Origin of the sequence: Pantoea cypripedii (assembly GCF_011395035.1) — a bacterium.
Classification (GTDB): Bacteria; Pseudomonadota; Gammaproteobacteria; order Enterobacterales; family Enterobacteriaceae; genus Pantoea; species Pantoea cypripedii_A.
Genome location: NZ_CP024770.1, coordinates 1,038,307 through 1,064,824 on the forward strand (window position 1 = coordinate 1,038,307; position 26,518 = coordinate 1,064,824).

A 26,518-nucleotide genomic window follows, 5' to 3' on the forward strand; every position below is an offset into this window, starting at 1 on the left:
ATTTTTTAATATATGTTACACAATCGACTTAAAATCAATATGTGTAATATATATTAAATTCGTATAGCTGAATCGGACCGGTTGTGGCACTGTCCTGGTGTCAATGCCGCAACAGGTGTGGTGAAGGAGAGCAGGTGTGCTGGCACAACAAATTAAAGACAGCATGGCGGAACTCAGCCCTGCTGAACGAAAAATAGCGCGAGCTATGCTGGCGGATTATCCCAGGGCGGGTTTAGGAACAGTGCAAACGCTGGCTGATCAGGCCGGAGTCAGTCTGCCCTCGGTGGTGCGTTTTGCCCGCCGTATGGGGTTTGGTGGTTTTGTTGATTTTCAACAGGCGTTACGGGATGAAATTTCCGAACAGGCCAAAGGGCCGTTGCAACGCCTGGAAAACTGGGTCACTAATGAAAGCCCTTCAGCGCTGATCGAAGCGGCCATTAAATCGTCTGTGCTTGCTATCCAGTATTCGCTGCGTGATATCCCCGAGTATGAGATTACCGAGGCAACACGCTTAATCGGTGCTAAAGAACATCATGTCATGTTGGGTGGCGGGCGCATCAGCCAGTCACTGGCGATGTATTTCGGGCGCAACCTGCAACAGGTCCGGCGCGGTGTGGATGTGTTATCAGAAAATCATCACGACCGTATTCAACAAATCATTGATGCCAATAAAAATGATGTGTTCGTGTTATTCGATTTTCGTCGCTATCAACAGGATATGTACCAGCTGGCGCAGGAGATTGTGGCGCGTGGCGCCACCCTGATCGCTATCACTGACACGCAACTCTCTCCCATTGCTTCCCTTGCCAAAGTGGTGCTGCCCATTCATGTCGAAACCCCGTGGTTGTTTGATGGTTACTCTGCCGGGATTGTGCTGATTGACGCCATTATCGCCGCCATTATGGAAAACCAGGGTGATAAAACCGTGGAACGGCTGAAGCAATGGGAAGCGCTGGGTCCCCTTTCATTGAATGCAAAATCTAAATGACTTTTCCAGATGAGGTAACGTTAGACGTGAGCGCACCACTCTTGTTTCCAGATGAACCCGCACCCTTTATCGTCGAAAATCGCACCGGCCATTCACCTTTTTTGATCCTGTGCGATCATGGCGGGAAACGCATCCCCCGCCGCCTGGGTGATCTGGGCTTACCACAATCGGAGATTGACCGTCACATTGGCTGGGACATCGGGGTGCTGGCGGTTTCCCGCCATCTGAGCCAGCTGCTCAATGCCCCACTGGTCCATCAAATCTATTCCCGGCTGGTGATTGATTGTAACCGCAATCCTGGGATTCCCAGCTCAATCCCGACGATATCAGAAGCCACCCTGGTACCCGGCAATATGACGCTCAGCCAGCACGATCGTGACCAGCGCCAGACGGAAATCTTTGAGCCTTATCATGCGGCGATTCGGGAGATACTGGCAGAACGTAAAGCGCTGGGCATCCCTACCTGTTTGCTGGCGATGCACAGCTTCACCCCGGTGTTTCACGGTGAGCAACGTCCGTGGGAGATTGGCGTGCTTTACCAGCACAAGGCCGACTATGCGCTGGCGATCCTCGAACAGCTGCAACAAAGCCAGCGCTGGACAGTCGGCGATAATCAACCTTATTCGGTATCCGATGAAACGGATTACGCCGTACCTCAGCATGCGGTGAAGAACGACCTGCATTATGTCGAAATTGAATTGCGCCAGGATCTGATCGGTCACCCAGCGGGACAACTGACGTGGGCTGAGGATTTGGCACCGATTTTCACCCAATGCTGGGAAGACATTGTCAGCCATCAATTTAAAAAGGAAGCGTAATCGATGTTTAATCCAACCAGCCGCAACATTGCTATTGAGAAAGAATCCGCCACGCTGCTTTTTATTGATGTGCAGAACTACAATGCCCGGCGCGATGGTGGTGAGTATGTGGGGATGTCTGCGGCGGAACAGAATGCACAGTTTGGCTATTTTTTTGACATCATCGAACGCGAAACCCTGGGCAATATGCAAAAAATCCAGGCAGCCTGTCGCGCCGAAAAAGTTGAAGTGATGTACACGGTGATCGAGAGCCTGACCAAAGATGGCCGGGATCGCAGTCTGGATTACAAAATTACCGGCTTTAATGTCCCGCGTGATTCCTGGGATGCGCAGGTTTTAGATGCTATCGCCCCTGAGGACGATGAAATCGTCCTGCCCAAGAGCTCCTCCAGCGTGTTTATTTCCACCAATATTGATTATGTGCTGCGCAACCTCGGCACCCGTTATCTGGTGATTGCCGGATTCCTTACCGACCAATGCATCGAAAGCGCGGTGCGCGATGCCTGTGACCTCGGGTATCTGGTGACGCTGGTGACCGATGCCTGCGCCACGCTCTCGCCGGAACGTCAGCAAAACTCGCTCAATGCAATCAAAGGCTATTGCCGTCAAATCACTACGCAGGAATTTTTAAGCGAGCTGTCGGCGTAATCTTCACCCTAAAGCACATTCTGTAACGGCGCGATTTATCGCGCTGTTTTTTTGCATGTAAGGAATGTCGTCGATAGAAGTGATGACTTTTTGTCACAGCATGAAGTCATCACATCCCTAAGTTAAGAAAAACGGTTTCCTTTCCATTCTGATAATAAGATGACGGATAAAGATATTTACCATCAATGTGTCGAATGAGGTCGCGTTTGAGACGTCGAACAGAAACTTCTCTGGATACCCGCCCGGACAAATAGAAATTCAACACCTCTCTGCGGCAGATTGCCCTGGCAGTCCCCTCAATGCCGGATTCATGAAGTAAAGCTCCCCGTTCTTTACTCATTCCCCTGATCAACGAAACCGAGTTATTAATGGTATTGTTCAACATCTGAATGGCAGCCTTCACGGTGTTGGCAGTCGGATGCTTCCAGATAGGTTCATGGTGTGCCATCCGATTTCTCAACTCCTTAATTGGATACAGAATCTGGTAAACATCACTGTGTCGACGTTGTGAGGGAAGTAAATTTGGGAAAACAACGGGTTCCAGATGCGGCCATAACCGATTCTGAGTATTGAGATCGTGATAGTTCTTTTCAAACATTCCCAGCCAAAACCCAAACATTAACTCGGCAACGATGGCATTTGCCTCCTGGGGTTTTCCTGCGTCCTGTAATTTTTTTTTCGCCTGCGCCAGCATGCTCTCGTGGCGCGAAGTCCAGATTTTCTTACCTTTTCGGCTACCACTACTCACGCTTTTTCGATAAAAATCCTGAGCTAATTCCGGATTTTTAGTAATAAACGCCCGAAAGTAGTCATTGCCTGCCAATCTTGTCAGTGGGTCATACCAATCCGGTGTATTAAAATGTTTTGTCGCTGCATTGTGCACTGCGTTACGAAGAGTGACTTCCAGGCACTGCAGCAACGGAAAAAGGGCTGCCCCGACGCGCTTATTCCATAAATATGCGCCAATGCATTGCTCAAGAGATCCATTACTGGTGAGAACAGTATAGGAACGGATGCGGGCCGAAGAAACTGACCTCTCAATTGCGGCATAGTCTTGTGGTTGCAACAGCTTCTCCTTGCTGGTAAAGTCCCGGGTAATGAACGCATATGTGGTTCCCTGTACATACATAATACATATGCAGAAAGCGGTCAGGTACCTGAATTTCAGTAGGGTGTTTGTCCAAACAACAAAAGCGCCTCAGGCGCTTTTGTTGTTTCCGGCCCCGATAAACCAGAAAAGTGGCATCGCAGCATCCCGCTTAACCCTCCTCAAGGGATAAGCAAAATTTTAGCCGAGGAAACGCGTTGCGACTCCAGATCGTCAAAAGCATTTGCCCCTTGCTGCAACGCCCGCTGTTCCACCCAGCCCAACTCGCCCAATGCGCCCTGCTCCAGCATCGATAACGTCAGATGGAAATCTTCCATGGTGTAGGTGTAAGTCCCCAGCAACGTGACCTCGCTGAGAGTGATTTTGCGCATATCAATCTCGCTGTCCCAATCCTGCAAACCGATATGCATAATCACTCCACCCGGTTTCACCGCGTGCACCGCCAGTTTCCTTGTTGGCCCGGCGCCAACGGCATCGATAACCAGCTGATGACCTGACGCCTCTACCGGCGTCTCAATCGGGTTGATGCTGGCACATCCGCTATGACGCTCTGCCGCTTCGGCACGTAACGGATTGGTTTCCGCAAGGGTTATCTGGCGGCATCCCCAGGCGCGCAACACCAGCACCGTCAGCAGACCAATCGCCCCACCCCCGATCACCAGCGCGTTAGCCTCCGCCAGTGGCATCTGCAATGCCCGCTGGGTCAGGCGCAACGCATGAACCACAGTGGCGGCCGGTTCGGTGATCGCCGCGTGCTGCAACGAGATACCCGCGGGTAATGCCACCACTGAACGCGCCGGAATCGCCATATATTCCGCAAACGCACCGGGCCAGTCCATGCCGATCATATGGCGGTCACTGCACAGGTTGTCACGTCCCTGACGACAATACTCACACTGCCCACAGGTGATTAACGGGTTGGCAGTCACCCGCTGCCCCGGTTGAAAACGTGCTGACTGGCTTTCCACAATCTCCCCTGCCAGCTCATGTCCCAGCACCAGACCCGGCTGGCGGCGGGGATCTTTGCCATGGAACGCATGCATATCTGATCCACAGATGCCCGCTGCCGCTATGCGAATCACCACCTGATCGCCCCCTTCCGGTAGCTGTGGGTAAGGACGTTCCTGGATTTCAACGCCCAGCGGGCGGGTATAGACAAGCGCTTTCATGCTTCCTCACTTAATCAGGATAGAACGGGGGAGATTGATGCTGCCCGCACCATGGGTGCGACGCCACAGGTAGACGGCGCAGACGGCGCTGGTCAGGCCGATAATCAGGACATAGGCGCAGATAAGCCAGGGCTTGCCGCCCAGCATGTCCGAGAAAATGGTGGCCAGCACCGGCGTCAGGCCACCAGCAAACACGCCGGAGATCTGATAGGCAAATGAAATGCCGGTATAGCGCACCGAAGCGTCAAAACATTCCGAGTAGACCGATGACAACGTACCGAACACCGCCGCATGGAAAATACCGAACGGGATAACAATCGCGGTCCAGACCAGCCAGATATTGTCAGGATGGTTATACATCAGGGCGAACGCCGGGAAGGCGGAAAGTCCCGACAGGGTGGCTCCCATGGCAAAGATGCGCGCGCGCCCCCAGCGGTCAGCCATATAACCCCAGAACGGGATGAAGAAACTCATCACCAGGGCGCTCGCCAGAATGGCAACGATCGCCTGATCGCGCGGGATATGCAGCGTCTGCGTCAGCCAGGTCAGCGAAAATACGCCGAAAATATTGAAGAACACACCATCAATCAAACGCATGCCCATACAGGTGAACACCACACCGGTGTTTTTGCGGAACAGCTCCACCAGCGGGATACGTTTAGGGGCATTTTTCTGTTCCTGCTGCGCTTTGAGGAAATCCTGCGTTTCCGCCACGTTTTTGCGGATATAGGTTCCGATGATGACAAACACGCCACTAAGCAGGAATGGCACGCGCCAGCCCCATGACATAAAGGCTTCATCGGGTAACAGCAAAGACGCCAACCCAATGGCTGCAGAGGCCAGCAACAACCCCAGCGACATCCCCACCTGCGGAATACTGGCGAAAAACGCGCGATGCTTCTCGGGTGAAGACTCGAATGTCATCAGCACCGCCCCACCCCATTCGCCTCCCAGGCCGATACCCTGGATCAGACGACACAGAATGAGCAGGCAAGGTGCCCACAGGCCAATCTGGTGATAACTGGGTATCAGCCCGATAAACACCGTCGCCCCGCCCATAATCACCAGGGTCAGTATCAACATCTTCTTGCGGCCCAGGGTGTCACCGAAATGACCAAAGATAATGGCTCCCAGTGGACGAGTCAGAAAGCCAATCGCAAATACGCCGTAGGAAAGCAGCGTAGTAATAAAGGGGTCACCTTCCGGGAAGTAGAGTTTGTTAAACACCATCCCGGCCACGGTGCCGTAGAGAAAAAAGTCATACCATTCAATCGTCGATCCGAACAGGCTCGACAGGGTGACGCGTCGCAGGTTACCGGCAGCAGGTTTTTGCATGATATGTTCCTCTGCGCTGAAGGGAAAGATCAGATGGCGCTATAGCCGCCATCGACCATCAGGGTTTGCCCGGTGATATAGGCGCTGGCGTTGCTGGCGAGAAACAGCGTTATGCCATGCAAATCCGTCATTTCACCATTACGGCCCAGACAGGTATGGGCGGCGTGCCGTTCACGCAGCGCATCGTCGGCAAACACCGGACCGGTTAATGCCGTGGGAAAGAAACCGGGACCGATGGCATTGCAGGTGATGCCTTCACGGCCCCAGCGCTGCGCGATGGCGCGGGTTAGCTGGACGATGCCCCCCTTGCCTGCCCCGTATGGCGCGCTGTTGTCAAAGGCCCGTGAAGATTGCAGCGAAGCGATATTGATGATGCGCCCCCAGCCGCGCTGCGCCATGCCGGGTGCCAGCGCCTGCGTCAGGAAGAAAGGGGCTTTGAGATGCAACGCCAGTTGCTGGTCCCAGGCAGCCTCGCTGACCTCTTCAAACGGCTGACGCAGATTCACCCCGGCGGCATTCACCAGAATGTCCACCGCGCCGCAATCCGCAGCCAGCGCGGTCAGTTCCGCCTGGCGGGTGATATCGGCGCACAGATAACGTGCTGCACCGCCCAGCCGCTGAGCGGTTTCGGCCAGCTGCGTTTCACGCCGCGCCGCCAGAATCACCGCAGCACCAGCGGCCGCCAGCGCCTCGGCCATCGCCGCACCGATACCACTCCCTCCGCCCGTCACCAGCGCGGTTTTACCCTGTAAATCGAATAACGTTGCAGGATGCATAGGATCTCCTTAGCGCGTCACTGGCATGCCGAGCTGGAAGGTATCGCTGGGGAAGTATTTCTCCAGCCGCACTTCGGCAGTCCGTGCGTGTGCTTCCATCCCTTCCAGCCGGGAAATACGCGCGGTGGTCTCCGCGATCTGCGGCACCGCTTCGCGTGTCATTTGCTGCCAGGTGAGCGTCTTGAGGAATTTGTGTACCGATAACCCGCCGGAATAGCGCGCGGCACCTTTGGTCGGCAATACATGGTTGGGGCCGCTGCATTTATCGCCAAAGGCGACGGTGGTTTCTTCACCCAGAAACAGCGAGCCATAGCAGCTGAGGGAGTCGCGCCACCAGTCCAGGTCGCGGGTATGAACTTCGAGGTGTTCCGACGCGTAGCGATCGGAGATGTCGACCATCTCTTCGCGGCTGTCACATAAAATTACTTCACCATAGTCACGCCAGGCGCAGCTTGCCGCATCACGGGCCACTGGCGGCAGTTGATCGATCAACTGTGGCACCTTGTGCATCACCGCTTCCGCCAGCGAGCGTGAGGTGGTGAACAGCCATGCGGGGGATTCATGACCATGCTCAGCCTGCCCCACCAGATCGCTGGCAACGATGTCGGCATCCGCGCTGTCATCAGCAATCACCGCCACCTCGGAGGGACCGGCAAAAACGTCAATACCCACCTGACCAAACAGCGTGCGCTTGGCCTCAGCGACAAACTTATTTCCCGGCCCCACCACCACATCCGCCGCTTTGCCGGTAAATAATCCCCACGCCATCGAAGCAATCGCCTGCACACCGCCCAGCGTCATAATGGTGTCAGCGCCAGCCCGCTGAAAAGCGTAGAGAACGCAAGGATGGATCGACTGCCCGAGATAAGGACCTGAACAGGCGATGATATTTTTCACCCCAGCCGCTTTCGCCGTCGCCACGCCCATATAAGCAGAAGCGATATGCGCGTAGCGCCCTGCCGGGGCATAACAACCGACCGTTGTCACCGGCAACACTTTTTGCCCCGCCACCAGCCCCGACGGCAGGCGGACTTCAAAATCTTTCACCGAAGCGCGTTGCGCGCAGGCAAAGGTATAAACCTGATCGATGGCGTAGTCGATGTCGCGGCGCACGTCGGCAGGCACTTCACGGATCTGCGCCGCGATGTTATCCCGCGTCAGAATGATGTCACCGGACCAGTTATCGAGTTTGCTGGCGTAGTGACGTACCGCCTCTTCACCCTGTTCTTTGATGGTGGCAAGCATGTCCTCCACCACGCGACGAGCTTCAGAGGTGTTGGATTTCGGCGTTTTACTTGCTTTTTTTAACCAGGTAACTGACATACGCATCTCCAGAGATTGATGGATTTCCGACAATAAGCGATGGTGCGGATTCCTGTGTCATATACATGACTAGAACTATCTATAGTGAGCTATGAAGGTAACTGCAAAAGGCATGTGAACAAAAAGTGATCACGATCGGCTTCAGTCGCCGGAAGTTCCGGCGCGATCACATTTTAGTCACATCGTTCGATGCATAGAAAATAAAGTATTATCAATCATCGATTTAATCGATTACTGCATTTTCATTTCTCACTCATCATGGCCTTCAACCGCTATTCGTGAAGCGCCTCCCAAAAACAGATGCCAGGACGTAATAATTTTTGCCCTGTCAGGTCATTTAATATATGTCATATACATGAGTTCATTTGTTGTGCACTAACGGAGGCAGTTATGAGTATCGATTTTGTCGTACACGATGATGGTGATTCTGTCGGGGTGGTCGTAGTGGAAGGTATCGAGGCGGGCCAGACCCTGACCGGATGGATCATGGATCAAAACAAAACCATTGAGTTTGCGGTTAAGGATGCCATTCCCATCGGCCACAAGCTGGCGATTCGCGATCTGGCGGTGAATGACACCGTCATTAAGTATGGCGAAGACATTGGCCGGGTCGTCGCGGCGATTAAGCAGGGCGAGCATCTCCATGTACATAACGTCAAAACCAAAAGGTGGTAATTATGGAAATCACAGGACGCCAGTTTGCAGGTTATCGTCGCGCGAATGGTCGCGTTGGCATTCGCAACCATGTCATTGTGCTGCCGGTGGATGATATCTCCAACGCGGCGGCAGAAGCGGTGGCCAATAATATAAAAGGCACTATCGCCCTGCCACATCCCTATGGACGTTTGCAGTTTGGCGAAGACCTGGAATTACACTTCCGCACCCTGATCGGCACTGGCTGCAACCCGAACGTTGCCGCAGTCATCGTGATTGGTATCGAGCCGGGCTGGACAAAGCGGGTGGTGGACGGCATCCAGGCCACGGGCAAACCGGTGGCAGGATTCTGGATCGAGCAAAACGGCGATCACAACACCATCTGTGCGGCTTCCCGCAAAGCGCGTGAATTCTCGCAATATGCCTCGGAGCTACAACGCGAAACCTGCGATATCAGCGAGTTATGGGTCTCGACCAAATGCGGTGAATCGGATACCACCTCCGGCTGCGGCGCGAATCCTTCCGTTGGCAATTTGTTTGATCGTCTGTATGAAAACGGCAACACCCTGCTGTTTGGTGAAACGTCAGAGCTGACCGGCGGTGAACATCTGGTGGCAGCACGCTGTGCTAATGCTGATGTGCGGCAGAAGTTTCAGTTCATGTTTGATCGCTACAGCGCGATGATCGATCGCTGGAAAACCAGTGACCTGTCTGAATCACAACCGACCAAAGGCAATATCGAAGGCGGCCTGACCACCATCGAAGAAAAAGCGCTGGGCAACATTCAGAAAATCGGGAAAAAGTGCCGCGTGGATGGGGTGCTGGATAAAGCCGAGACCCCCACCGGGCCAGGGCTGTGGTTTATGGATTCTTCCTCAGCCGCCGCAGAGATGGTGACGCTGTGCGCTGCCGGGGGTTATGTGGCGCATTTCTTCCCGACCGGCCAGGGCAACGTTATCGGCAATCCTATCCTGCCGGTGATTAAAGTCTGCGCCAACCCGCGCACGGTGCGCACCATGTCTGAACATATTGATGTCGATGTCTCAGCCGTGCTGCGGCGCGAAATGAATCTGGACGGTGCTGGCGATGCGTTGCTGGAGTGTCTGCTGCGCACAGCGAATGGTCGCCTGACGGCGGCCGAGGCACTGGGACATCGGGAGTTCGTACTCACCCGTATTTTCGAAAGTGCTTAACCCCCTCCCCGCCTTCTCTGGCGGGCGTGAACTTCCACTCGCCTGCGGCGGCCAGCCGGACGCCGGTTCGCAGCCGCCAGGCTTCGCGAGGACAACCAGATGCGATTGCTCAAGCACCTTTACGTCCAGGTCCTGATAGGCCTGGTCGCCGGGGTTGCTGTGGGGTACGCCTTTCCTGATTTTGCCGTTCAGATGAAGCCCCTCGGTGACACCTTTATCCGTCTGATCAAAATGATTGTGACATTAGTTATTTTCTGTACCGTGGCGATTGGCATTGCGCGCATGGAAAGCCTGAAGCAGGTGGGTAAGGTTGGCGGCAAAACGCTGATCTACTTCGAAGTGGTCACCACGCTGGCCCTGGTGATTGGCATGGTGGTGGCGGACGTCATGAAACCCGGTGCCGGTATGAATGTCGATGCCAGCAAGCTGGATGGCAGTGCGGTAAATCATTACGTTAACGTCAGCGAGCACAGCAAAGGATTTCTCGAACAGATCATTCCAGACTCGGTGATCGGCGCATTTGCCCAGGGCAACCTGTTGCAGGTGTTGTTGTTCTCGGTATTGTTCGGCATCGCGCTATCGCTGGTTTCGCAACGCAGCGCTTTTATCACCAAAACCATTGAGCAATGCGGTGAAGTGCTGATGCGCATCGTCGAGCTGATCATGCGGCTCGCTCCGATTGGTGTTTTCGGTGCCATCGCCTTTACCGTCGGCAAATATGGCCTGACTTCGCTACAACATCTCGGCATGCTGATTATCTGCCTCTACATCACCAGTTTCCTGTTTATCGGCGGAGTGCTCGGGCTGATCTGCAAACTGGTGGGCGTGAGTCTCTGGCGGTTAATTCTCTATTTTCGCGAAGAGTTACTGATTGTGCTCGGCACCTCCACCACCGAATCTGTGTTGCCACGTCTGATGATTAAGATGGAGAAGCTGGGCTGCGATCGCGCGATTGTCGGGCTGGTGCTACCGACAGGATATTCATTTAATCTTGACGGCGCGGCGATTTATCTCACTATGACTTCGCTGTTTATTGCGCAAGCCACCAATACCGATTTAACACTGTGGCAGCAGATTGGCTTGCTGCTGATCCTGCTATTGACGTCGAAAGGTGGCGCAGGGGTCGCTGGCGCGGCATTGATTGCGCTCACCGCCACCCTGGCAACATAACATCATCCCGCTGGCGGGGATTACGCTGGTGCTGGGTATTGACCGGATTTTGAATGAAATGCGCGCCGTGACCAACATGATCGGCAACGTGGTCGCTACGTTGGTGATCGCCCGCTGGGAACAGAAACTGGATCTGGCCCAGGCACAGGAACAACTGCGCCTGGACCCGGAAAAAATGATCATGCCGGTGGATTCCCCCGCAGAGGAACCCTTGTCAGTGACACAGAACGATAGGAGTACGATGTGATGAGCCATGAAACCCTGGCGCTGACAGAGCTGGAAGCGATTGCCCGACGGGCGTTATGTCAGTCTGGCGTTGACCTTCCGGCAGCAGAAGCCACCTGTGCCGCCCTGATGGCAGCAGAACGTGCCGGCATCGCGTCACACGGCTTCGCCCGGCTGCCCTATTACCTCGACCAGTTGGATAGCGGCAAACTGAACCCCCGCGCCGTGCCGACCCTGACCCAGCGCGGCGCAGTGGTCAACGTCAATGCGGATTCCGGCCTGGCGTTTCCTGCGGTGCAACGAGGTCTGGATCGGGGAATGGTGCTGGCACAGGAGTTTGGCGTCGTCGCGGTGGCAATTGGCGATTCCCACCATTTTGGCATGGCGGGTTATTACGCCGAACAGGCCGCACGCCAGGGGCTGGTGTGCATCGCGTTGAGTAACGGGCCGGCAGCAATGGCCCCCTGGGGTGGCAATGTGCCACTGTATGGCACCACCCCTATCGCTTTCGCCTCACCACGCGCCAGCGATGAACCGCTGGTCATTGACCTTTCCCTTTCCGAAGTGGCACGCGGCAAAATCATGCTGGCCAGTCAGAAAAAGGAAGCGATCCCCAGCGGCTGGGCGATCGACCGTGACGGTAATCCAACCTGTGACGCAGATGCGGCACTGGCGGGCAGTATGGCCCCTGCGGGTGGTGCCAAAGGGGCGGCACTGGCGTTGATGGTGGAATTACTCACCGCCGGGCTGACAGGCAGCCATTATGGTTTCCAGGCCAGTTCGTTCTTTAATGTGGAGGGCGGTGCCCCCCATATCGCACAGCTGCTATTGCTGCTGAATCCGGCCTTCTTTTCTGCTGGCTATGTTCAGCATACGGAAATGTTGTTCAGCGCGATGCTGGCACAACCCAACGTCAGATTGCCCGGTGAGCGACGCCAGGCCACTGCACGGCAAAACAGCAGCTCGCTGAGTTTGCCTGCGTCGCTACTGGAACAGCTGCGATTCAGAGCTGGTTGAAATAGGCGTGGTGTCGGGTGAGTACGGTGGAGACGCGGTACTCAACCGGCTTATCCTGGAAATCCAGCGCCACGCGGTAAATACGCAATAGCGCTTCCCCTTCTGTCGCCTCAAGATGCAGCACCTCATCCGGTCCTGCATTCACTGCTTTTATCTGCTCATGGGCGTTCGCCACGGTGCAGGCGAATTTCTGCTGATAAAGCTGGTACAGGGTGTTAGGCAGGATTTCCGGTTCCCGATCCAGATGGGGAAAACGTGCGGCATCAATATAGACATGTTCGAGGATGGCAGGCGCACCATCCAGATCGCGCACACGCCAGATATGAATCACTTTACTCCCCGGTTCAATATCCAGCGCGGTGGCTTCTTCCTCTGAAGCGGTACGTAAATGGCGGGCCAACACACGTGACAGCGGCAGCGATCGCTCACCATTTTCCCGCAGAACATTGAAGAAGCGGAACAGCGCACTGTCCGAATCATGGGCTGCCACCACCGTGCCTTTGCCCTGATAACGAATCACCACGTTGTTACTGACCAGCTCATTCAGCGCTTTGCGTAGCGTACCAATGCTGACGTTGTAGGTTTCCGCCAGACTGGCTTCGCTGGGAATATAGGTGCCTGCTGGCCATTCGCCTGAGGCGATCCTTTCCAGCAGCAGCTGGCTGATTTGCAGATACAGCGGCTGAAAAATCGCCGCTTTAACTTCAGCGGATGATGCGATGTCCTGATTCATTGTCCTTCCTCCAGCCAACCGGCACAGCGAATGATGATAGGATTACTATGACATATAGAGGAGTGAGCGACAGCCTGCTGCGGTAAAAAAGTGATCAAGGAACACAATTTATGATTTTATTTATTATCTTGTTATTTTAATAAATTAATAAACCCGCATGAATACGTTGGTTATCTGATATTCAGATTGGTTATAACGATATAATCAATTTTTCTTTCGCTGGAAACCGTCCCATCCTTAGTCCTGTACAGGAGAGGAGGACAATATGGCCGAATTATCGATAACTCGTTATCAACAGGATCTGAAACGCTTCATTCCAGGGCTGGCACTGACTGCGGTGATTGCCTTCACTACGGCATGGCTGGGTAACCAGCCGGTGATGTCAGGTCTGGGGCTGGGTGCACTGACGCTGGCCATCATCGTTGGCATCGTGGTGGGGAATACGTTTTATCCCGCATTGCATCCGCAATGTGATGAGGGTGTGCAATTTGCCAAACAGAAGCTGCTGCGGCTGGGGATTATCCTTTATGGCTTCCGTCTGACCTTTCAGCAGGTGATGGACGTAGGATTGAGTGGCGTCATCATCGATGTGGTGATGTTAAGCAGCACCTTCATCCTTGCCAGCGTTATCGGTTCACGGTTGCTGGGCATCGATCGCAAAACCGCATGGTTAATCGGTGCGGGAAGCAGCATCTGTGGAGCCGCAGCCGTGCTGGCCGCAGCGCCAGTGGTGAAAGCGGAGCCATCCAAAGTTGCCGTGGCGGTGGCCACCGTGGTGATTTTCGGTACGCTGGGCATCTTCCTTTATCCGCTCATCTGGCACGAATTTGCGCAATATATCCCCGGCATTTCGCTGACACAGTTTGGCGTTTATACCGGCTCCACCATGCATGAAGTGGCGCAGGTGGTTGCCGCAGGGCACGCTGTCAGCCCGGAAACCGAGAACGCAGCGGTGATCGCCAAGATGCTGCGCGTCATGATGCTGGCCCCTTTCCTGCTGATCCTGAGCGTATTTATCAGCCGAAATAATGGGGAAAGCAACGCGACAAAACAGCCGATTATTTTTCCCTGGTTTGCCCTGATTTTTATTCTGGTGGCGCTATTCAACTCGTTTCATTTCCTACCGACACCGATGGTCTCAGTCATCAATACACTGGATAATGTATTACTGGCAATGGCGATGGCGGCTCTCGGATTAAGCACCAGTGCACGTCAATTGGTAAATGCCGGCGCGCGGCCTTTTATGCTGGGTTTAATCTTGTTTGTGTGGCTGGTATTAGGCGGTGGCGCGATAAATCTGTTGATTCACCAATTAACGAATTAATGGGGCTTCTCCGGAATGAGATAGCAAGCTGGCCTGAATTGGCCAGCATGTTCCCTTGTAAATCAATAAGAAAAATAAAGATTAATAAGAGGGGCCGGAACAAAGCGATGATTTGTTCACCAGAAGAGTATCCATAAAAGAATGAGACATATCAATATTATAAACGCTGCATGCAAACCATTCTCCGGTGGTAATGAAAAAAACTCCATATGCTTCCTCATTTAAGAAACTTCAAAAAAATCCATGCCATAACGTTTTTAGCAAAACATTTTTTATTAGAAATGATAATACCCATAACCCAAATATTGGTCCTTTTATTTCTTTATAAGTTCACTGATTTCTGTACACGGAAGTGTAAAGTTTACGTAAGAAAAACAACTGGACTTTGCTAAGACCACCCATTGAGTCGTATTTTATTGCTAGCAAAAATAGGGGAATTGCATTAACCAGAAAAAGTGATGTTCTTATTTCACACGAAAAATTTGAGATAAGTAAATTTAATAAAACGCTGGTGATGCCGTGGATCAAACCTGACGTTCATCCGGACAGCACAAGCTGCTGGCGTGAAATAATCAACTCGATGCGCGGTGCAGAAATTCCCAGTCAAGAATGATTTTCTCTGCCGCGCTACCGGGTTCATCAATACGCCGTAGTAGCAGGCGTACTGCCTGGCGGCCAATTTCCCGCGACGGTTGCAGAACCGTGCTTAATTTCGGGTAAGTCATCTCACTTAATTCAGTGCCGTCGAAACCGATAACCGCAATGTCCTCCGGCACCGTTAACCCTGCATCCTGAATGGCCCGCAATGCCCCGGCTGCCAGCGTATCGGAAACGGCGAACACAGCATCGGGTCGTTGGTCCTGGCTTAGCAGAGCCTGCATGGCATTTCTGCCTGCTTCATAACTCAAATCGGCGGCATACACCACCGACTGCCACTCAAGGCCCGCATCCGTCAGCGCCTGACGATAGCCCTCTTCCCGTAACCGGGCATATTTGTAGCTCAAATCATGGTTGATCATCGCTACGCGTTGGCAGTTCCGGTGCAAAAACTGTTGCACCACATACACAGAAGCCTCGCGATCATGGATACCGACGGTTGAAACCGCTGAGGCGTCATCATACTCCGCACACTGCACCCATGGCGCGTCACCAATCAGCGTGGTCAGCTCTGTCAGGCTGGCCAGCGCATCCATCGTGATGACACCATCAACCATCTTTCCTGAGAGCAGTTGCAGGCTGGAGCGGGAACGTTCCACGTCAGAACCGGAGTTGCACAGCAGGATGCGGTAACCATTTTTTTCGGCTTCGGCTTCGATGCCTTTGACGACATCGGCACAAAAGGGGTTGGCGATATTGGACACCATGACCAGCAGCATGCTGCTCCGGGCGGTGCGCAGCTGTCTGGCAAGTAAATTTGGCTGGTAATTGCTCTGCTCAATCGCCTCAAGGACTTTGATGCGGTTGCGTTCTTTCACGCTGCCTTGATTATTCAAAACCCGTGATACAGTTGCCACTGAAACGCCGGCCAGGCGAGCAATTTTTTGAATCGACATGACGCCCACATATTCGTTAAAACACAATTAATCGCAGGATATCATACAACTGGCCGGCTCAATCATGCCTCATTTAGAGCGGCGCGACTTTCACCCAACGTTGTTCACAATGGCGGCTTTAATCATGTGTGGCTTCTCCCCCAATCCCCAGCATGGCTTTAATCGCAGAATGATCTGAAGCGGTTTCAGCAAAATCATCAAAGGCGCGGTCGGCAACCGGTATGATGTTACGTTTAATAAATTCAGCCCCTTCTCTGGCGCCGGTTTCGCCATCTTTCAGGCAACACTCCCACTCCAGCACCGCCCAGCCTGCATAATCGTATTGCGCCAGTTTGCTAAAAATCCCGGCAAAATTGATTTGACCATCACCCGGTGAACGAAACCGTCCGGCTCTTTCCAGCCACGGCTGATAGCCACCATAGACACCACTACGCGCAGAAGGGATGAACTCAGCATCCTTGACGTGGAAGGCGCGGATGCGTTGATGATAAATATCGATAAAGCCAAGGTAATCCATATGTTGCAGCAGCATATGGCTGGGATCATAAAGGATATGGCAGCGCGGATGATTGTTCACCGCCGCAAGGAAGCGCTCGAAGCTGACGCCGTCATGTAAATCTTCGGAGGGGTGCAGTTCGTAGCACAGGTCAACGCCCTGTTCGTCAAAAACATCGAGGATCGGCTGCCAGCGGCACGCCAGTTCTGTAAAAGCCTCGTCAATCAACGCGGATTTTCTCGGTGGCCACGGATAAAAATAGGGCCAGGCCAATGAACCCGAGAAAGTGGCATGCGCATTTAATCCCAGTTTTGCTGAAGCGACAGCGGCACGTTTTACCTGTTCAATTGCCCATTGCTGGCGCGCGCTGGCATTTTGGCGCAGTTCCGCAGGAGCAAAATCACTGAATGCCTGCTGATAGGCTGGATGTACCGCCACTAACTGCCCTTCAAGGTGCGTCGACAGCTCGCTTATCACCAAACCCTGTTGCGCCAGGATGCCCGTCACCTCATCACAGTAAACCTGGCTCTCTGCGGCTTTGGCTAAATCAAAGATAGCCGGGTGATTACAGGGCATCTGCACCGCCCTGAAACCCAGGCTGGCGGCCCATTCCGCCAGACCCTCCAGGGAGTTAAAAGGTGGCTGGTCTCTTATAAACTGGGAAAGGAAAACGCCAGGCCCTTTTAATGTTTTCATCATCACCTCTCAGGTTATTTAACCACTTCGGATTCTTTATAGTGGAAGGAAAGCAGGAAAATGATGGCAATCACCGCAGCGGCAATCGCCGGGATCCACCAGAAGGTTGGCCAGTTGGCTACCACGTCACCGTTGCCCTTATTTATCAGTCGGTTATACAGCGCACCGGATATCTGCGAACCCAGCAACATGCCGACGCCATAGGTGAACATTACGATCAGGCTCTGCGCCTGGCCTTTCACTTTGTCGCCTGCCACGCGGTCGGTGTAGATAAAGCCAATCACGAAGAAGAAGTCGTAACACACGCCATGCAGCAAGATGCCGAGATACAGCACCCAGCGCAGTTCTTCATTGACGCCGAAGGCAAACAAGGCATAACGAACAAACCAGGCGAACATGCCCACCAGCAGCATGACTTTCACCCCGAGACGACGGAACAACAGCGGGATAACCAGCATGAAGAAGATTTCTGACATCTGCCCGAACGACATTGCCGTACTGACATTGCTGATACCGAGATCCGCCAGGAAGGACGCGGTGTAGGCATAGTAGGTACCGAGAGGCACCGATATCAGCGTGGCGCAGATGGCAAAGATCAGGAAGTGGCTTTTTTTGAGCAAGGCAAAAGCATCGGCACACAGCAGATCGCGTAATGCCAGCGGCTGGCCTTTCGCGGGTGCCGGTGTATGCGGCAGCGTCAGGCTGTACAGGGCAAGTAACAGGGAACAAATCGCCGCCAGATTAAAGATGGCCGCGCTGGCAGCAATGCCCGTCACCCCAATGCAAATCCCGGCCACAATCCAGCCAATGGTGCCGAAGACACGTACCACGGGGAAACTTTTCTCGCTGTTCGCCAGATTATGGAAAGCGATGTTGTTGGCGACTGCCAGAGTCGGCATAAAACACAACGTATAGACGAACAACAATGAGATCAACTGCCCCCCACTCTGGCTTTCCAGCGCCTGCGGTACAAACCACAGAATGACCGCCCCCGCCAGATTCAGCACCGCCATCACTTTCTGCGAGGCAAAGAAGCGATCAACCAGCATCCCGAGAACGAACGGTGAGAGGATGGAAGCCACCGGCTGTGCCGAAAACGCATCACCGATCAACGCCGCCATATTGTGCTGCGTCATCACTAGCCCGAGCGTCACGGACCAGGTGCCCCAGATGAAAAACTGAAGGAACATCATCAGCGCAAGGCGAGGAACTAATGCCCTGTGCTGTGTTGCGCCTGCAACAGAACCTGCGATTGATGAAACCATGGTAGCCTCATAAAGTAATCGATTACAAAATTCAGTTAGCAAAATGTAATCGATTACTTTACCGCTTATCAGGGTTTTTCGGCCCAATTGCGAGATGCATCACAAAGAGATTTTGTCGCAGGTAGTGAGCAGGCTAAACAACAGGCGGTCACTTAAACGTTATGTGGATAGAAGGATATATTGATTTTCGGCTGAGAAACAAGGTATAGATGACAAAACCCGCCCATTTTTATAAGAAATTTGCGTGCCATGTTAACTGCTGATCATTTTTTCGAAAGAATTGAAACCTCTATCGGTGTTGATTACATGCTGCGCGCGCGGGAAGGAGTTCCACAGCAAGGCGTCTACATCCGGCCACACGTCCATCTTGAACATGAAATCATGTGGTTCCGTCGCGCCGAGGGGTTCTTTTCAATCGGTAGTGAAAAATTCAGGATTAAGGACAATACATTAGTTTTTGTCTCATCCATGATGCTGCACGATATGGAACTGAGTTGTAGCGGGGATCATGAGCGATTCCTGCTGCAATACGATACCGCGGTGCTAAACCGTCTGAAATATCCCTTCCCGGTATCTTCTCCTCATGCGGGTTTTATTATGCAATTAGCACCTCAGCAGGCAGAAAGGGTCCAGTTTTTATTTACGTGGCTGACGGAGTTACATGAGGAGACAGATTCCCTTGATCAAGTTGATCCGTTGTTAGTTCTCTTATTGAACACTGTATTAACCCATGGGGAATCTGCGGATAAAGTGGTTATCAGCGAAGAAAATAACAGCACATTCGATAATATTATTGGCTTCGTGGTACAGATTGAAAAAACCAAAAAATTCAGCACCAGCCTTAATGAAGCCGCTGAATATTGTCAATTGTCAACAAGCCACTTTTCCCGCTCTTTTAAGAAAATCATGCAAATCAGTTTCAAAGAGTACCTGGTACGCAAGAAAATCGCGCAATCTGCTGAATTACTCAGAAACACCGACCTGAGCATTACCGACATCGCCTATCAATGTGAATTTACGGATAGCGCTTATTACTGCTTTAAGTTCCGGGCATTGATGGGAGTAACACCGAAAAAATTTCGCAGCCACTCACGTTCGACTAAACAGCTTTCAACCAAACATGATGTTGTCCCCCCTGCTCCCACACTGAGTTAACTCAGTGAGTTAAATAGTGATCTGCGTTTCATAGCAAGCGCAAGAAAATTATATAAAAGCGCAAAATCACTACATATCCGGCACGGATTTCAGCCTAATTTTGATACCTGGCGGTCAGAACCTCTTTACCTACATTCAAAGAACGCACCAGGGGTATCATTATGTCTACACTCACCATTAAAGAAAAAATAGGCTATGGGCTAGGTGATGGCGCATCAAACATCATCTGGCAAACCATCATGCTGTTTATGGCTTATTTTTATACCGACATATACGGTTTAAGCGCCTTCCATATGGGAATGATGTTTCTGGTGGTGCGCATCGTCGATGCCTTTTTCGATGTTTACGTCGGTTTCCTTACCGACCATACTTCAACTAAGCATGGTCAGTTTCGACCCTATTTGCTCTGGTTCTCACTCCCGTTTGGTATTCTGGGGGCATTAACTTTCTTTACGCCAGATATTGGCGAGACCGGTAAAGTCATTTATGCCTATGTTTCCTACACTGCTTTGTCTCTGCTTTACACGCTGGTCAACGTACCTTATTGCGCCATGATCAATAATATTTCGAAGAATCCGGAAGAACGCGTGTCTATGCAGTCATACCGCTTTGCGTTCGCGGCACTGGGTGGCATTGTCGTTTCAATGATTGCCCTGCCGCTAACCAAAGTGATTGCGGGTGGTAACCTGCAACAGGGTTATTTCTACGCCATGCTATTGATGGGTGTCACCAGTAGCATCATGTTTTACCTGTGTTTTGCGTTAACAAAAGAACGCTATATCCCGCAGATCGATGCTGCGCAGAAATTCAGCGGCGTATTTGTCGAATTACGCCAGCTCGCAGCCAATGCCAACTGGAGAAGAATATTCGTACTCAATGTCGTTAACCTTACCGCCGGGATATTGAAAACGGGCGGTGCGATGTACTTTGTCACTTATTATCTCCATCGGCCTGACTATGTCAGCATCGTATTAACGATTATTCTTGGTGCGAAATTCATTGGTTCGATGTTTACCACCACGCTCTATGCCAGGCTGGACCGGGTTTTCGCTTATAAGATGGCGATGACGGTACAGGCCGCAATTATGGTTGGTTTGTTTTTTATCCCTGCACAACACCTGGTACTTATTTGTGCCATCATCGGTGTCATCCATTTTATTAACTCCACTGCAACTCCACTGCAATGGAGCCTGCTCAGCGATATTATCGATGATATTGAACACAAGGCAGAGAAATCCTTTAGTGGCCTGGTGTTTTCCACCAACCTGTTCGCCATTAAAGTGGGTATTGCCATTGGCGGCGCGCTAATTGGATGGCTACTGACCTTCGGGGGTTATGTGGGTAATGCTGCCGTGCAGGCAAGTGATGCCATCCTGTGCATTCGGCTTATATTTACCGTGATACCGGCGCTGTTAATTTTAAGCCTGATCCTGATACTGAGAAAATATACGCTCAATAAAAATAAGTCTTTTGGTGCGACAGCATCAATCAATCAGCCCGTGGATACACTGACAGAAGCGAAAGGAGAGGCACGATGACAGAAATAATCAATCCGATACTGCCCGGCTTTAATCCGGACCCTTCAATCATCTTTGCCAACGACGCATATTATATTGCCACCTCAACTTTTGAGTGGTTTCCCGGCGTGGCGCTTTACAAGTCGTTTGACCTGAAGAACTGGCAGTTAATCTCCTTTCCCTTAAACAGGGTGAGTCAGTTAGATATGAAGGGCAACCCTGACTCCGGTGGGATCTTCGCACCCTGTTTGAGTTATGACCAGGGGAGGTTCTATCTGGTGTATACCGATGTGAAAAATCTTACTGGCAGATTCTGGGACACCCATAATTATCTGGTCACCACCACGGATATTGAAGGGGAATGGTCAGAACCGGTTTATCTTAATAGCCGTGGTATCGATCCCTCACTTTTTCATAAAAAAGACGGATCAAAATGGCTGGTCAGTATGGAGATGAGTTACCGGGATGGAGGTAAGCCCGGGTTTCCTAAATGGAACGGCATTATTTTGCAACAGTATGATGAACGTGAGCAGAAACTCATCGGTAAGTCGCATAAAATTTATTCCGGCAGCGAATCAGGGATTACCGAAGGCCCACATATTTATGAACGCGCCGGATGGTATTATCTGTTAACCGCTGAAGGTGGCACTTTTTATAATCATGGTGTCACCATGGCAAGGTCGCGCGACCTGCTCGGTCCCTATGAAACCGACCCCATCGGCCAGTTGATGACCTCCCGCTATGACTGCCGCTTGCCATTACAACGCACGGGCCATGCCGACCTGGTAGCAACGGCAACCGGTGAATGGTTTATGATTCACCTGTGTGGAAGGCCACTCCCCTCCAGGGGCAGAAGCCCGATGGGGCGTGAAACGGCCATCCAGAAAGTCTTCTGGAGCCAGGATGGCTGGTTAAGGCTGGCCAATGAAAAGACCACGCCCGAACTGATTATCCATACTCAGTTGCCGGAACGCCCCTGGGCGCAGTTGCCGCAACGTGAAGATTTTGACAGCGCTCCCTTACCGCTACCGTTTCAAAGTTTGCGTATCCCGCTTTCCGAACAAGTCTGCAGCCTTACCGCCCGCCGGGGATGGTTACGGCTGCATGGCCGAGAATCATTAAGTTCGCATCATTGTCAGAGCCTTATTGCGCGGCGTCAGACTGATTTCAGTTTTGAGGCCCAAACCTGCGTGGATTTTAAACCCACCTCTTTTCAGCAGATGGCCGGACTGGTTTGTTATTACGATACCACCAACTATCTGTATCTCTTTCTCTCCACTGACGAGAATGGCAAACGCATCGTTAACTTACTGATCAATGACCTGAACAGATTCAGCCAGCCTGTTGGCGAGGGGATAGCACTCGACAGCGACAGCCTCATTCATTTGAAGGTTTGCGTTGATCATGATGCAGCGTATTTCTTCTACTCACTCGATGAAAAGAGCTGGCATAACGTGGGAGGGTACGTTGAATACAGCAAACTCTCGGATGAATACTTTAAAGAACGCGGCCATGAGCGCTTCACGGGTGCATTTGTCGGCATCTGTTGTCAGGATTTCACGGGTGAAAACCAGCACGCTGATTTTGATTATTTTTCCTATACGCCCGTCTGAAGCAGGCGTTAGATCGGGTTATTGATGGACCTGAGTTTGTCCCGAATGAAGTCGAGAAACCGCTGCGTTTTTGCCGGCAATAACCGGGTTTCGGTTAAAGCATAAACAGCGGTCGCTTCTCCACGCCATTCGGGCAATACCGGAACCAGCAGACGCGCGGCCAGATCGTCTTTGATCGCCTGGGGCGGGACAAAAATAATCCCCTGATGCATCAGCGCCAGTTTTCTCATCATGCCAACATTATTAAGCATGAAACGACCCCGACAATCGATGGTCACGCGCTGGTTAGCATTAAGCAGCGTCCAGCGGGTATTTTTGAGAAAACCAATACATTGATGTTGGCTAAGATCATCAGGATGCGTCAGTTCCTTCGCGCCAGCCAGGTAATCTGGTGAGGCAAAAAGCTGCCCATGAAACTGCATAAGCTTGCGGGCAATCAGATTCGACATGGCAGGTTCGCCAATGCGAATAGCCACATCAATCCCTTCAGAGATCAGGTCAGCCCGGCGTGGCGTCAGGTCCAGCTCAAACTGAATACCGGGGTAAAGCCCGGCAAACTCAGCCAGTAATGGCGAAACAAATATCGCAGCAAAATCGACTGGCAGAGATACCCGTAGCACACCTTCTGGCTGTTCAAGCATGTCGCCCAATTGCTCATGGATCAGCCGTGCCTCATCCACAATACGTTTACAGCGTTCATAATAAAGTTGCCCGGCTTCGGTTAACTCCACTTTACGTGTGGTGCGGTGCAGCAGCCGCAGTCCTATCGCTTTCTCCAGCTGGCTGATGCGACGGGAAAGCGTCGATCCCGGAATACCCAACACCTCCGCCGCCCGGCTAAAACTCATGGCTTTAGCGACTTCTACAAACAACGCCATGTCGTTCAGCAGTTCCATTCAATTACTCCATAAATGGAAAAATAATTTCCATTTTACCCTATTTATGCCGTCGGTTGATTAGTGAATCATATGTTGCTCCGGGAAACTTTCCTTCCTGATCCTTTTTTTGCATGAGTAAGACAATGATTAAAGACACTCACTTTCCCAAAATATCTTCTGGTTCCCCGCATGATTTGCAGGGGAAAAACATCGCCATCATTGGTGGAACCGGGGGAATTGGCCGGGCGCTGAGCCGCTATTTTGCTGCACATAAAGCCAGGGTCATCGTCGTTGGTCAGACCTTCCGTGATGCAGGCGTCAGCGGTATCACCTTTCTTCAGGCAGATCTGAGTCGCATGACCGAAGCCAAAAGAGTTGCCGGTCTGCTGCCAACCCCCTCAATAGATATGCTGATCTTTACCAGCGGTATTTTCGCCGCCCCCAAACGTCAGGAAACTGCCGAGGGGCTGGAACGGGATATGGCGGTCAGTTATCTCAGTCGTCAGGTGATTCTGCGCGAGGTTGCAGAACAACTTGGCTCGGCAAATACCGCTAAAACCCGCGTTTTTGTGATGGGGTATCCTGGATCGGGTAAACCCGGCACGCTCGGTGACTTAAACGCTGAAACAAACTACCGCCCGATGGAAGTGCATATGAATACCGTGGCGGGTAATGAAATGATGGTGCTGGATGGCGCACAGCGATATCCCAATATCAGCATTTTTGGCCTTAACCCTGGCTTTGTTAAAACCAATATCCGCGCCAATTTTCTGGGTGGCAATAAGCTATTTTTCAATGCCCTGGAGACGGTCATTGGCTGGCTCACCCCGACTGCCGAACAATATGCCCAATCAATCACGCCATTGCTGCTTTCACCCCAGCTGGAGCTGTATAGCGGCACGCTGTTTGATCGTAAAGGCCGGGCCATTCATCCCTCCAAAGGGATCAGCGATGAACAACATATGCGGGCATTTATCCAACAGTCTTCATCATTGATAAGCCGTGTACTGAATTAATTAACCAGAACCTGCTATTCCGCCTGATCTTTTGCATAGAGGTAGACCGATGCCCGGGAGACGCCTATATGCTGCGCAATCGTCTCCATCGATCGTTTAATATCGAGGAAACCGTTGTCACGCAGATCATTAATCAGTTCTTTGCGTTCCGCTGTTTTCAGCGCACGCGGCGTGGTCGCCAGTTTCGCGGCAAACTGATCGATGCGTCGGCGAATCGACTCCGTCCCGGTGGGTTCCAGGTTCTCGCTAATGCTGTCGGTGGTGATTTTGGTGAATTGATCGAAAGCACTTTGCATGCCACGGAATAACGTCATGTCCACGTTCAGACACAGCGCGGCAACAAACTCGCCCTTGGCATTACGGATGCCTACCGAAGTGCTTTTCACCGGGCGTCCATCCGAGAAATGATTGGCGTAGTTGGCAATCACATCCGGAAAATCAGGTGAGGCAATCCTCGCAAGTCCCAGTTCCGTGGCAGGCTCACCGCATTCACGTCCGGAAAGATTGTTATGAATGGACAATATGGCGTGCTGCGGATTGGTCAGGTCATGGACCACCACCTCACAAAACGGTGCAAATGTCGCGCTCAACCCCTCAGCAATCGCGTCGAGTTGAGAAAGTAACAGATGATCCTGCTGTTTGGCCATGCGGTCTCCGGCTGTCATGGGCTATTTTTCGATAAAATATTCATAGTAAGATTTTTTGTCAAATATCTGCCCGCCGCCACGGCTGCCGTTTGCGGTGTTTTAACGCTTGTCAGAAGCGCAATTTATCGATATACCTTTAGATTCATTGTCTAAAACTATACTTTTTGTAACCCGTTACTGGTGCAAAATTCTCACACAGGTAAAAAGTATGACTGTATTGATGCTCCCCACCTTTGCCGATGTCCAGGCGGCCGCAGAACGCATTACACCCTATATCAACCGCACCCCGGTCATGACTTCCCGCACAGCGGATGCCCTGGTCGGTGCCCGGATCTTTTTCAAATGTGAAAACTATCAACGTATGGGGGCGTTCAAATTCAGAGGGGCATTGAATGCGCTGTTGAAGTTCAGTGATGAACAGAAAGCGGCGGGTGTGGTCGCCTTTTCGTCGGGTAATCACGCGCAGGGGATAGCCCTGGCCGCGCAAATACTTGGCATTCCCGCCACCATCGTTATGCCAGAGGATGCGCCAGCGGCAAAAATCGCCGCCACTCGCGGCTATGGCGGCAATGTTGTGACATACAACCGTTATACCGAAGATCGTGAACAAATTGGCCGGGAGCTGGCAGAACGGCACGGATTGACGCTGATCCCGCCCTACGACCACGCTGACATCATCACCGGTCAGGGCACCGCGGCCAAAGAGTTGTTTGAAGAAGTCGGTGAACTCGACGCCCTTTTTACGCCGCTCGGTGGCGGTGGCCTGCTCTCCGGTTCAGCGCTAGCCGCCGCCGCACTTTCTCCAGGGTGTCAGGTGTTCGGTGTCGAACCCGCTGCAGGTAACGATGGTCAGCAATCGTTCCGTAAAGGCGAAATCGTGCATATCGATACGCCGAAAACGATCGCTGATGGCGCACAGACGCAGCATCTCGGTCATCTGACATTTCCGCTGATTCGTGAACGGGTCACGGACATTTATACCGCGCAGGATGAGCAGCTGATCAGCGCGATGACCTTCTTTGCAGAAAGAATGAAGATGATTGTTGAACCCACCGGCTGTCTGGGTTTTGCCGCTGCGCTGGCGCACGCGGAGGAATTTAAAGGCAAGCGGATTGGCATCATTATCAGCGGCGGAAACGTGGATATCACTAAGTTTGCGTCGTTGGTTGCGGCCTGACCATGCTGCGCGCGCCAGCCACAT

23 protein-coding genes and 1 pseudogene are annotated in these 26,518 nt (G+C 52.3%); 13 read left to right on the forward strand and 11 right to left on the reverse strand.

All coding sequences use genetic code 11. The annotated features are described in order from the left end of the window. The first annotated feature begins 136 nt into the window (after positions 1-136). The 3 genes from CUN67_RS28220 to CUN67_RS28230 are packed head-to-tail and all read left to right on the forward strand — an operon-like array spanning position 137 to position 2,454. On the forward strand, positions 137-988 hold the full coding sequence (locus CUN67_RS28220; protein ID WP_208718768.1) for a MurR/RpiR family transcriptional regulator: 852 nt from the start codon (positions 137-139) through the stop codon (positions 986-988). Continuing rightward, entirely contained in the window at positions 985-1,806 is an 822-nt protein-coding gene (locus CUN67_RS28225; protein WP_208718770.1) for an N-formylglutamate amidohydrolase, read from the forward strand. Before CUN67_RS28220 ends, CUN67_RS28225 begins: the two co-directional genes overlap by 4 nt. Positions 1,807-1,809: 3 nt before the next feature. Then, positions 1,810-2,454: an isochorismatase family cysteine hydrolase gene (locus CUN67_RS28230; protein ID WP_208718772.1), complete on the forward strand. Its 645-nt coding sequence runs from the start codon at positions 1,810-1,812 to the stop codon at positions 2,452-2,454. 109 nt (positions 2,455-2,563) lie between these two features. On the opposite strand, the gene CUN67_RS28235 is transcribed toward CUN67_RS28230, so the two are convergent. The 5 genes from CUN67_RS28235 to hisD form a co-directional block, all read right to left on the reverse strand. Then, positions 2,564-3,520: an Abi family protein gene (locus CUN67_RS28235; RefSeq protein ID WP_208718774.1), complete on the reverse strand. Its 957-nt coding sequence runs from the start codon at positions 3,518-3,520 to the stop codon at positions 2,564-2,566. 203 nt (positions 3,521-3,723) lie between these two features. Beyond that, complete coding sequence (locus CUN67_RS28240) at positions 3,724-4,731, reverse strand: alcohol dehydrogenase catalytic domain-containing protein (RefSeq protein WP_208718776.1); 1,008 nt, start codon at positions 4,729-4,731, stop codon at positions 3,724-3,726. Between the two features lie 6 nt (positions 4,732-4,737). Further along, on the reverse strand, positions 4,738-6,066 hold the full coding sequence (locus CUN67_RS28245) for an MFS transporter (protein ID WP_208718778.1): 1,329 nt from the start codon (positions 6,064-6,066) through the stop codon (positions 4,738-4,740). Between the two features lie 29 nt (positions 6,067-6,095). Continuing rightward, positions 6,096-6,842: an SDR family NAD(P)-dependent oxidoreductase gene (locus CUN67_RS28250; protein WP_208718780.1), complete on the reverse strand. Its 747-nt coding sequence runs from the start codon at positions 6,840-6,842 to the stop codon at positions 6,096-6,098. Between the two features lie 9 nt (positions 6,843-6,851). Further along, the gene (gene hisD, locus CUN67_RS28255) at positions 6,852-8,165 is read right to left on the reverse strand and encodes a histidinol dehydrogenase (RefSeq protein WP_208718781.1); all 1,314 of its coding nucleotides are present in this window, start codon (positions 8,163-8,165) and stop codon (positions 6,852-6,854) included. Positions 8,166-8,555: 390 nt separating this feature from the next. On the opposite strand from hisD, the gene CUN67_RS28260 reads away from it, so the two are divergent. The 4 genes and pseudogenes from CUN67_RS28260 to CUN67_RS28275 all read left to right on the forward strand — a co-directional run bounded on the left by CUN67_RS28260 (position 8,556) and on the right by CUN67_RS28275 (position 12,424). Further along, complete coding sequence (locus CUN67_RS28260; protein ID WP_084879401.1) at positions 8,556-8,840, forward strand: UxaA family hydrolase; 285 nt, start codon at positions 8,556-8,558, stop codon at positions 8,838-8,840. Between the two features lie 2 nt (positions 8,841-8,842). Next, entirely contained in the window at positions 8,843-10,012 is a 1,170-nt protein-coding gene (locus CUN67_RS28265; RefSeq protein ID WP_084879402.1) for a UxaA family hydrolase, read from the forward strand. Positions 10,013-10,111: 99 nt separating this feature from the next. Then, positions 10,112-11,429, forward strand: a pseudogene (gene dctA, locus CUN67_RS28270) (C4-dicarboxylate transporter DctA). Continuing rightward, positions 11,429-12,424, forward strand: a complete 996-nt coding sequence (locus tag CUN67_RS28275) for an Ldh family oxidoreductase (RefSeq protein ID WP_208718783.1) — start codon at positions 11,429-11,431, stop codon at positions 12,422-12,424. The pseudogene dctA and the gene CUN67_RS28275 overlap by 1 nt, the downstream one beginning before the upstream one ends. Here the strand turns inward: CUN67_RS28275 and CUN67_RS28280 are convergent. Continuing rightward, positions 12,411-13,157, reverse strand: coding sequence for a GntR family transcriptional regulator (locus tag CUN67_RS28280; RefSeq protein WP_208718785.1), 747 nt, complete (start codon positions 13,155-13,157; stop codon positions 12,411-12,413). The two genes, CUN67_RS28275 and CUN67_RS28280, sit on opposite strands and share 14 nt — an antisense overlap. A gap of 265 nt (positions 13,158-13,422) precedes the next feature. Here CUN67_RS28280 and CUN67_RS28285 point away from each other — a divergent pair, with 265 nt between their 5' ends. Beyond that, positions 13,423-14,481 (forward strand): YeiH family protein, encoded by a 1,059-nt coding sequence (locus CUN67_RS28285; RefSeq protein WP_208718787.1) that lies wholly within the window; start codon positions 13,423-13,425, stop codon positions 14,479-14,481. A 572-nt stretch (positions 14,482-15,053) separates the two neighbouring features. Here the strand turns inward: CUN67_RS28285 and CUN67_RS28290 are convergent. From CUN67_RS28290 to CUN67_RS28300, 3 genes are all read right to left on the reverse strand, one after another. Next, a complete protein-coding gene (locus tag CUN67_RS28290; RefSeq protein ID WP_208718789.1) occupies positions 15,054-16,034 on the reverse strand; it encodes a LacI family DNA-binding transcriptional regulator in 981 nt (326 codons plus the stop codon). 118 nt (positions 16,035-16,152) lie between these two features. After that, the gene (locus CUN67_RS28295; RefSeq protein ID WP_208719575.1) at positions 16,153-17,226 is read right to left on the reverse strand and encodes a sugar phosphate isomerase/epimerase family protein; all 1,074 of its coding nucleotides are present in this window, start codon (positions 17,224-17,226) and stop codon (positions 16,153-16,155) included. A gap of 14 nt (positions 17,227-17,240) precedes the next feature. Then, positions 17,241-18,491 carry an MFS transporter gene (locus CUN67_RS28300; RefSeq protein WP_208718791.1) on the reverse strand — a complete coding sequence of 417 codons (1,251 nt, stop codon included), beginning with the start codon at positions 18,489-18,491 and terminating at the stop codon, positions 17,241-17,243. A gap of 249 nt (positions 18,492-18,740) precedes the next feature. On the opposite strand from CUN67_RS28300, the gene CUN67_RS28305 reads away from it, so the two are divergent. The 3 genes from CUN67_RS28305 (at position 18,741) to CUN67_RS28315 (ending at position 22,776) form a co-directional block, all read left to right on the forward strand. Further along, positions 18,741-19,646 carry a helix-turn-helix transcriptional regulator gene (locus CUN67_RS28305; RefSeq protein ID WP_208718792.1) on the forward strand — a complete coding sequence of 302 codons (906 nt, stop codon included), beginning with the start codon at positions 18,741-18,743 and terminating at the stop codon, positions 19,644-19,646. A gap of 161 nt (positions 19,647-19,807) precedes the next feature. Next, a complete protein-coding gene (locus tag CUN67_RS28310) occupies positions 19,808-21,184 on the forward strand; it encodes a glycoside-pentoside-hexuronide (GPH):cation symporter (RefSeq protein ID WP_208718794.1) in 1,377 nt (458 codons plus the stop codon). Then, positions 21,181-22,776, forward strand: coding sequence for a glycoside hydrolase family 43 protein (locus CUN67_RS28315; RefSeq protein WP_208718796.1), 1,596 nt, complete (start codon positions 21,181-21,183; stop codon positions 22,774-22,776). Before CUN67_RS28310 ends, CUN67_RS28315 begins: the two co-directional genes overlap by 4 nt. An 8-nt stretch (positions 22,777-22,784) precedes the next feature. Here the strand turns inward: CUN67_RS28315 and CUN67_RS28320 are convergent, their stop codons facing one another. Continuing rightward, complete coding sequence (locus tag CUN67_RS28320) at positions 22,785-23,672, reverse strand: LysR family transcriptional regulator (RefSeq protein ID WP_208718798.1); 888 nt, start codon at positions 23,670-23,672, stop codon at positions 22,785-22,787. Between the two features lie 125 nt (positions 23,673-23,797). Between CUN67_RS28320 and CUN67_RS28325 the strand changes: the two genes are divergently transcribed. Then, positions 23,798-24,670 carry an SDR family NAD(P)-dependent oxidoreductase gene (locus CUN67_RS28325; protein WP_208718800.1) on the forward strand — a complete coding sequence of 291 codons (873 nt, stop codon included), beginning with the start codon at positions 23,798-23,800 and terminating at the stop codon, positions 24,668-24,670. Positions 24,671-24,684: 14 nt separating this feature from the next. Here the strand turns inward: CUN67_RS28325 and CUN67_RS28330 are convergent, their stop codons facing one another. Then, positions 24,685-25,317 (reverse strand): helix-turn-helix transcriptional regulator, encoded by a 633-nt coding sequence (locus CUN67_RS28330; RefSeq protein ID WP_208718802.1) that lies wholly within the window; start codon positions 25,315-25,317, stop codon positions 24,685-24,687. 208 nt (positions 25,318-25,525) lie between these two features. On the opposite strand from CUN67_RS28330, the gene CUN67_RS28335 reads away from it, so the two are divergent. Beyond that, the gene (locus CUN67_RS28335) at positions 25,526-26,494 is read left to right on the forward strand and encodes a threo-3-hydroxy-L-aspartate ammonia-lyase (RefSeq protein WP_208718804.1); all 969 of its coding nucleotides are present in this window, start codon (positions 25,526-25,528) and stop codon (positions 26,492-26,494) included. Positions 26,495-26,518 lie beyond the last annotated feature (24 nt).

What these genes read in the sequence shown, in the direction of transcription:
- CUN67_RS28225 (WP_208718770.1), top strand. Translation starts at nt 985, where the DNA reads ATGACTTTTCCAGATGAGGTAACGTTAGACGTGAGCGCACCACTCTTG.
- CUN67_RS28230 (WP_208718772.1), top strand. Translation starts at nt 1,810, where the DNA reads ATGTTTAATCCAACCAGCCGCAACATTGCTATTGAGAAAGAATCCGCC.
- CUN67_RS28240 (WP_208718776.1), bottom strand. Translation starts at nt 4,731, where the DNA reads ATGAAAGCGCTTGTCTATACCCGCCCGCTGGGCGTTGAAATCCAGGAA.
- CUN67_RS28245 (WP_208718778.1), bottom strand. Translation starts at nt 6,066, where the DNA reads ATGCAAAAACCTGCTGCCGGTAACCTGCGACGCGTCACCCTGTCGAGC.
- CUN67_RS28250 (WP_208718780.1), bottom strand. Translation starts at nt 6,842, where the DNA reads ATGCATCCTGCAACGTTATTCGATTTACAGGGTAAAACCGCGCTGGTG.
- hisD (WP_208718781.1), bottom strand. Translation starts at nt 8,165, where the DNA reads ATGTCAGTTACCTGGTTAAAAAAAGCAAGTAAAACGCCGAAATCCAAC.
- CUN67_RS28260 (WP_084879401.1), top strand. Translation starts at nt 8,556, where the DNA reads ATGAGTATCGATTTTGTCGTACACGATGATGGTGATTCTGTCGGGGTG.
- CUN67_RS28265 (WP_084879402.1), top strand. Translation starts at nt 8,843, where the DNA reads ATGGAAATCACAGGACGCCAGTTTGCAGGTTATCGTCGCGCGAATGGT.
- CUN67_RS28275 (WP_208718783.1), top strand. Translation starts at nt 11,429, where the DNA reads ATGAGCCATGAAACCCTGGCGCTGACAGAGCTGGAAGCGATTGCCCGA.
- CUN67_RS28280 (WP_208718785.1), bottom strand. Translation starts at nt 13,157, where the DNA reads ATGAATCAGGACATCGCATCATCCGCTGAAGTTAAAGCGGCGATTTTT.
- CUN67_RS28285 (WP_208718787.1), top strand. Translation starts at nt 13,423, where the DNA reads ATGGCCGAATTATCGATAACTCGTTATCAACAGGATCTGAAACGCTTC.
- CUN67_RS28290 (WP_208718789.1), bottom strand. Translation starts at nt 16,034, where the DNA reads ATGTCGATTCAAAAAATTGCTCGCCTGGCCGGCGTTTCAGTGGCAACT.
- CUN67_RS28295 (WP_208719575.1), bottom strand. Translation starts at nt 17,226, where the DNA reads ATGAAAACATTAAAAGGGCCTGGCGTTTTCCTTTCCCAGTTTATAAGA.
- CUN67_RS28300 (WP_208718791.1), bottom strand. Translation starts at nt 18,491, where the DNA reads ATGGTTTCATCAATCGCAGGTTCTGTTGCAGGCGCAACACAGCACAGG.
- CUN67_RS28305 (WP_208718792.1), top strand. Translation starts at nt 18,741, where the DNA reads ATGTTAACTGCTGATCATTTTTTCGAAAGAATTGAAACCTCTATCGGT.
- CUN67_RS28310 (WP_208718794.1), top strand. Translation starts at nt 19,808, where the DNA reads ATGTCTACACTCACCATTAAAGAAAAAATAGGCTATGGGCTAGGTGAT.
- CUN67_RS28315 (WP_208718796.1), top strand. Translation starts at nt 21,181, where the DNA reads ATGACAGAAATAATCAATCCGATACTGCCCGGCTTTAATCCGGACCCT.
- CUN67_RS28320 (WP_208718798.1), bottom strand. Translation starts at nt 23,672, where the DNA reads ATGGAACTGCTGAACGACATGGCGTTGTTTGTAGAAGTCGCTAAAGCC.
- CUN67_RS28325 (WP_208718800.1), top strand. Translation starts at nt 23,798, where the DNA reads ATGATTAAAGACACTCACTTTCCCAAAATATCTTCTGGTTCCCCGCAT.
- CUN67_RS28330 (WP_208718802.1), bottom strand. Translation starts at nt 25,317, where the DNA reads ATGGCCAAACAGCAGGATCATCTGTTACTTTCTCAACTCGACGCGATT.
- CUN67_RS28335 (WP_208718804.1), top strand. Translation starts at nt 25,526, where the DNA reads ATGACTGTATTGATGCTCCCCACCTTTGCCGATGTCCAGGCGGCCGCA.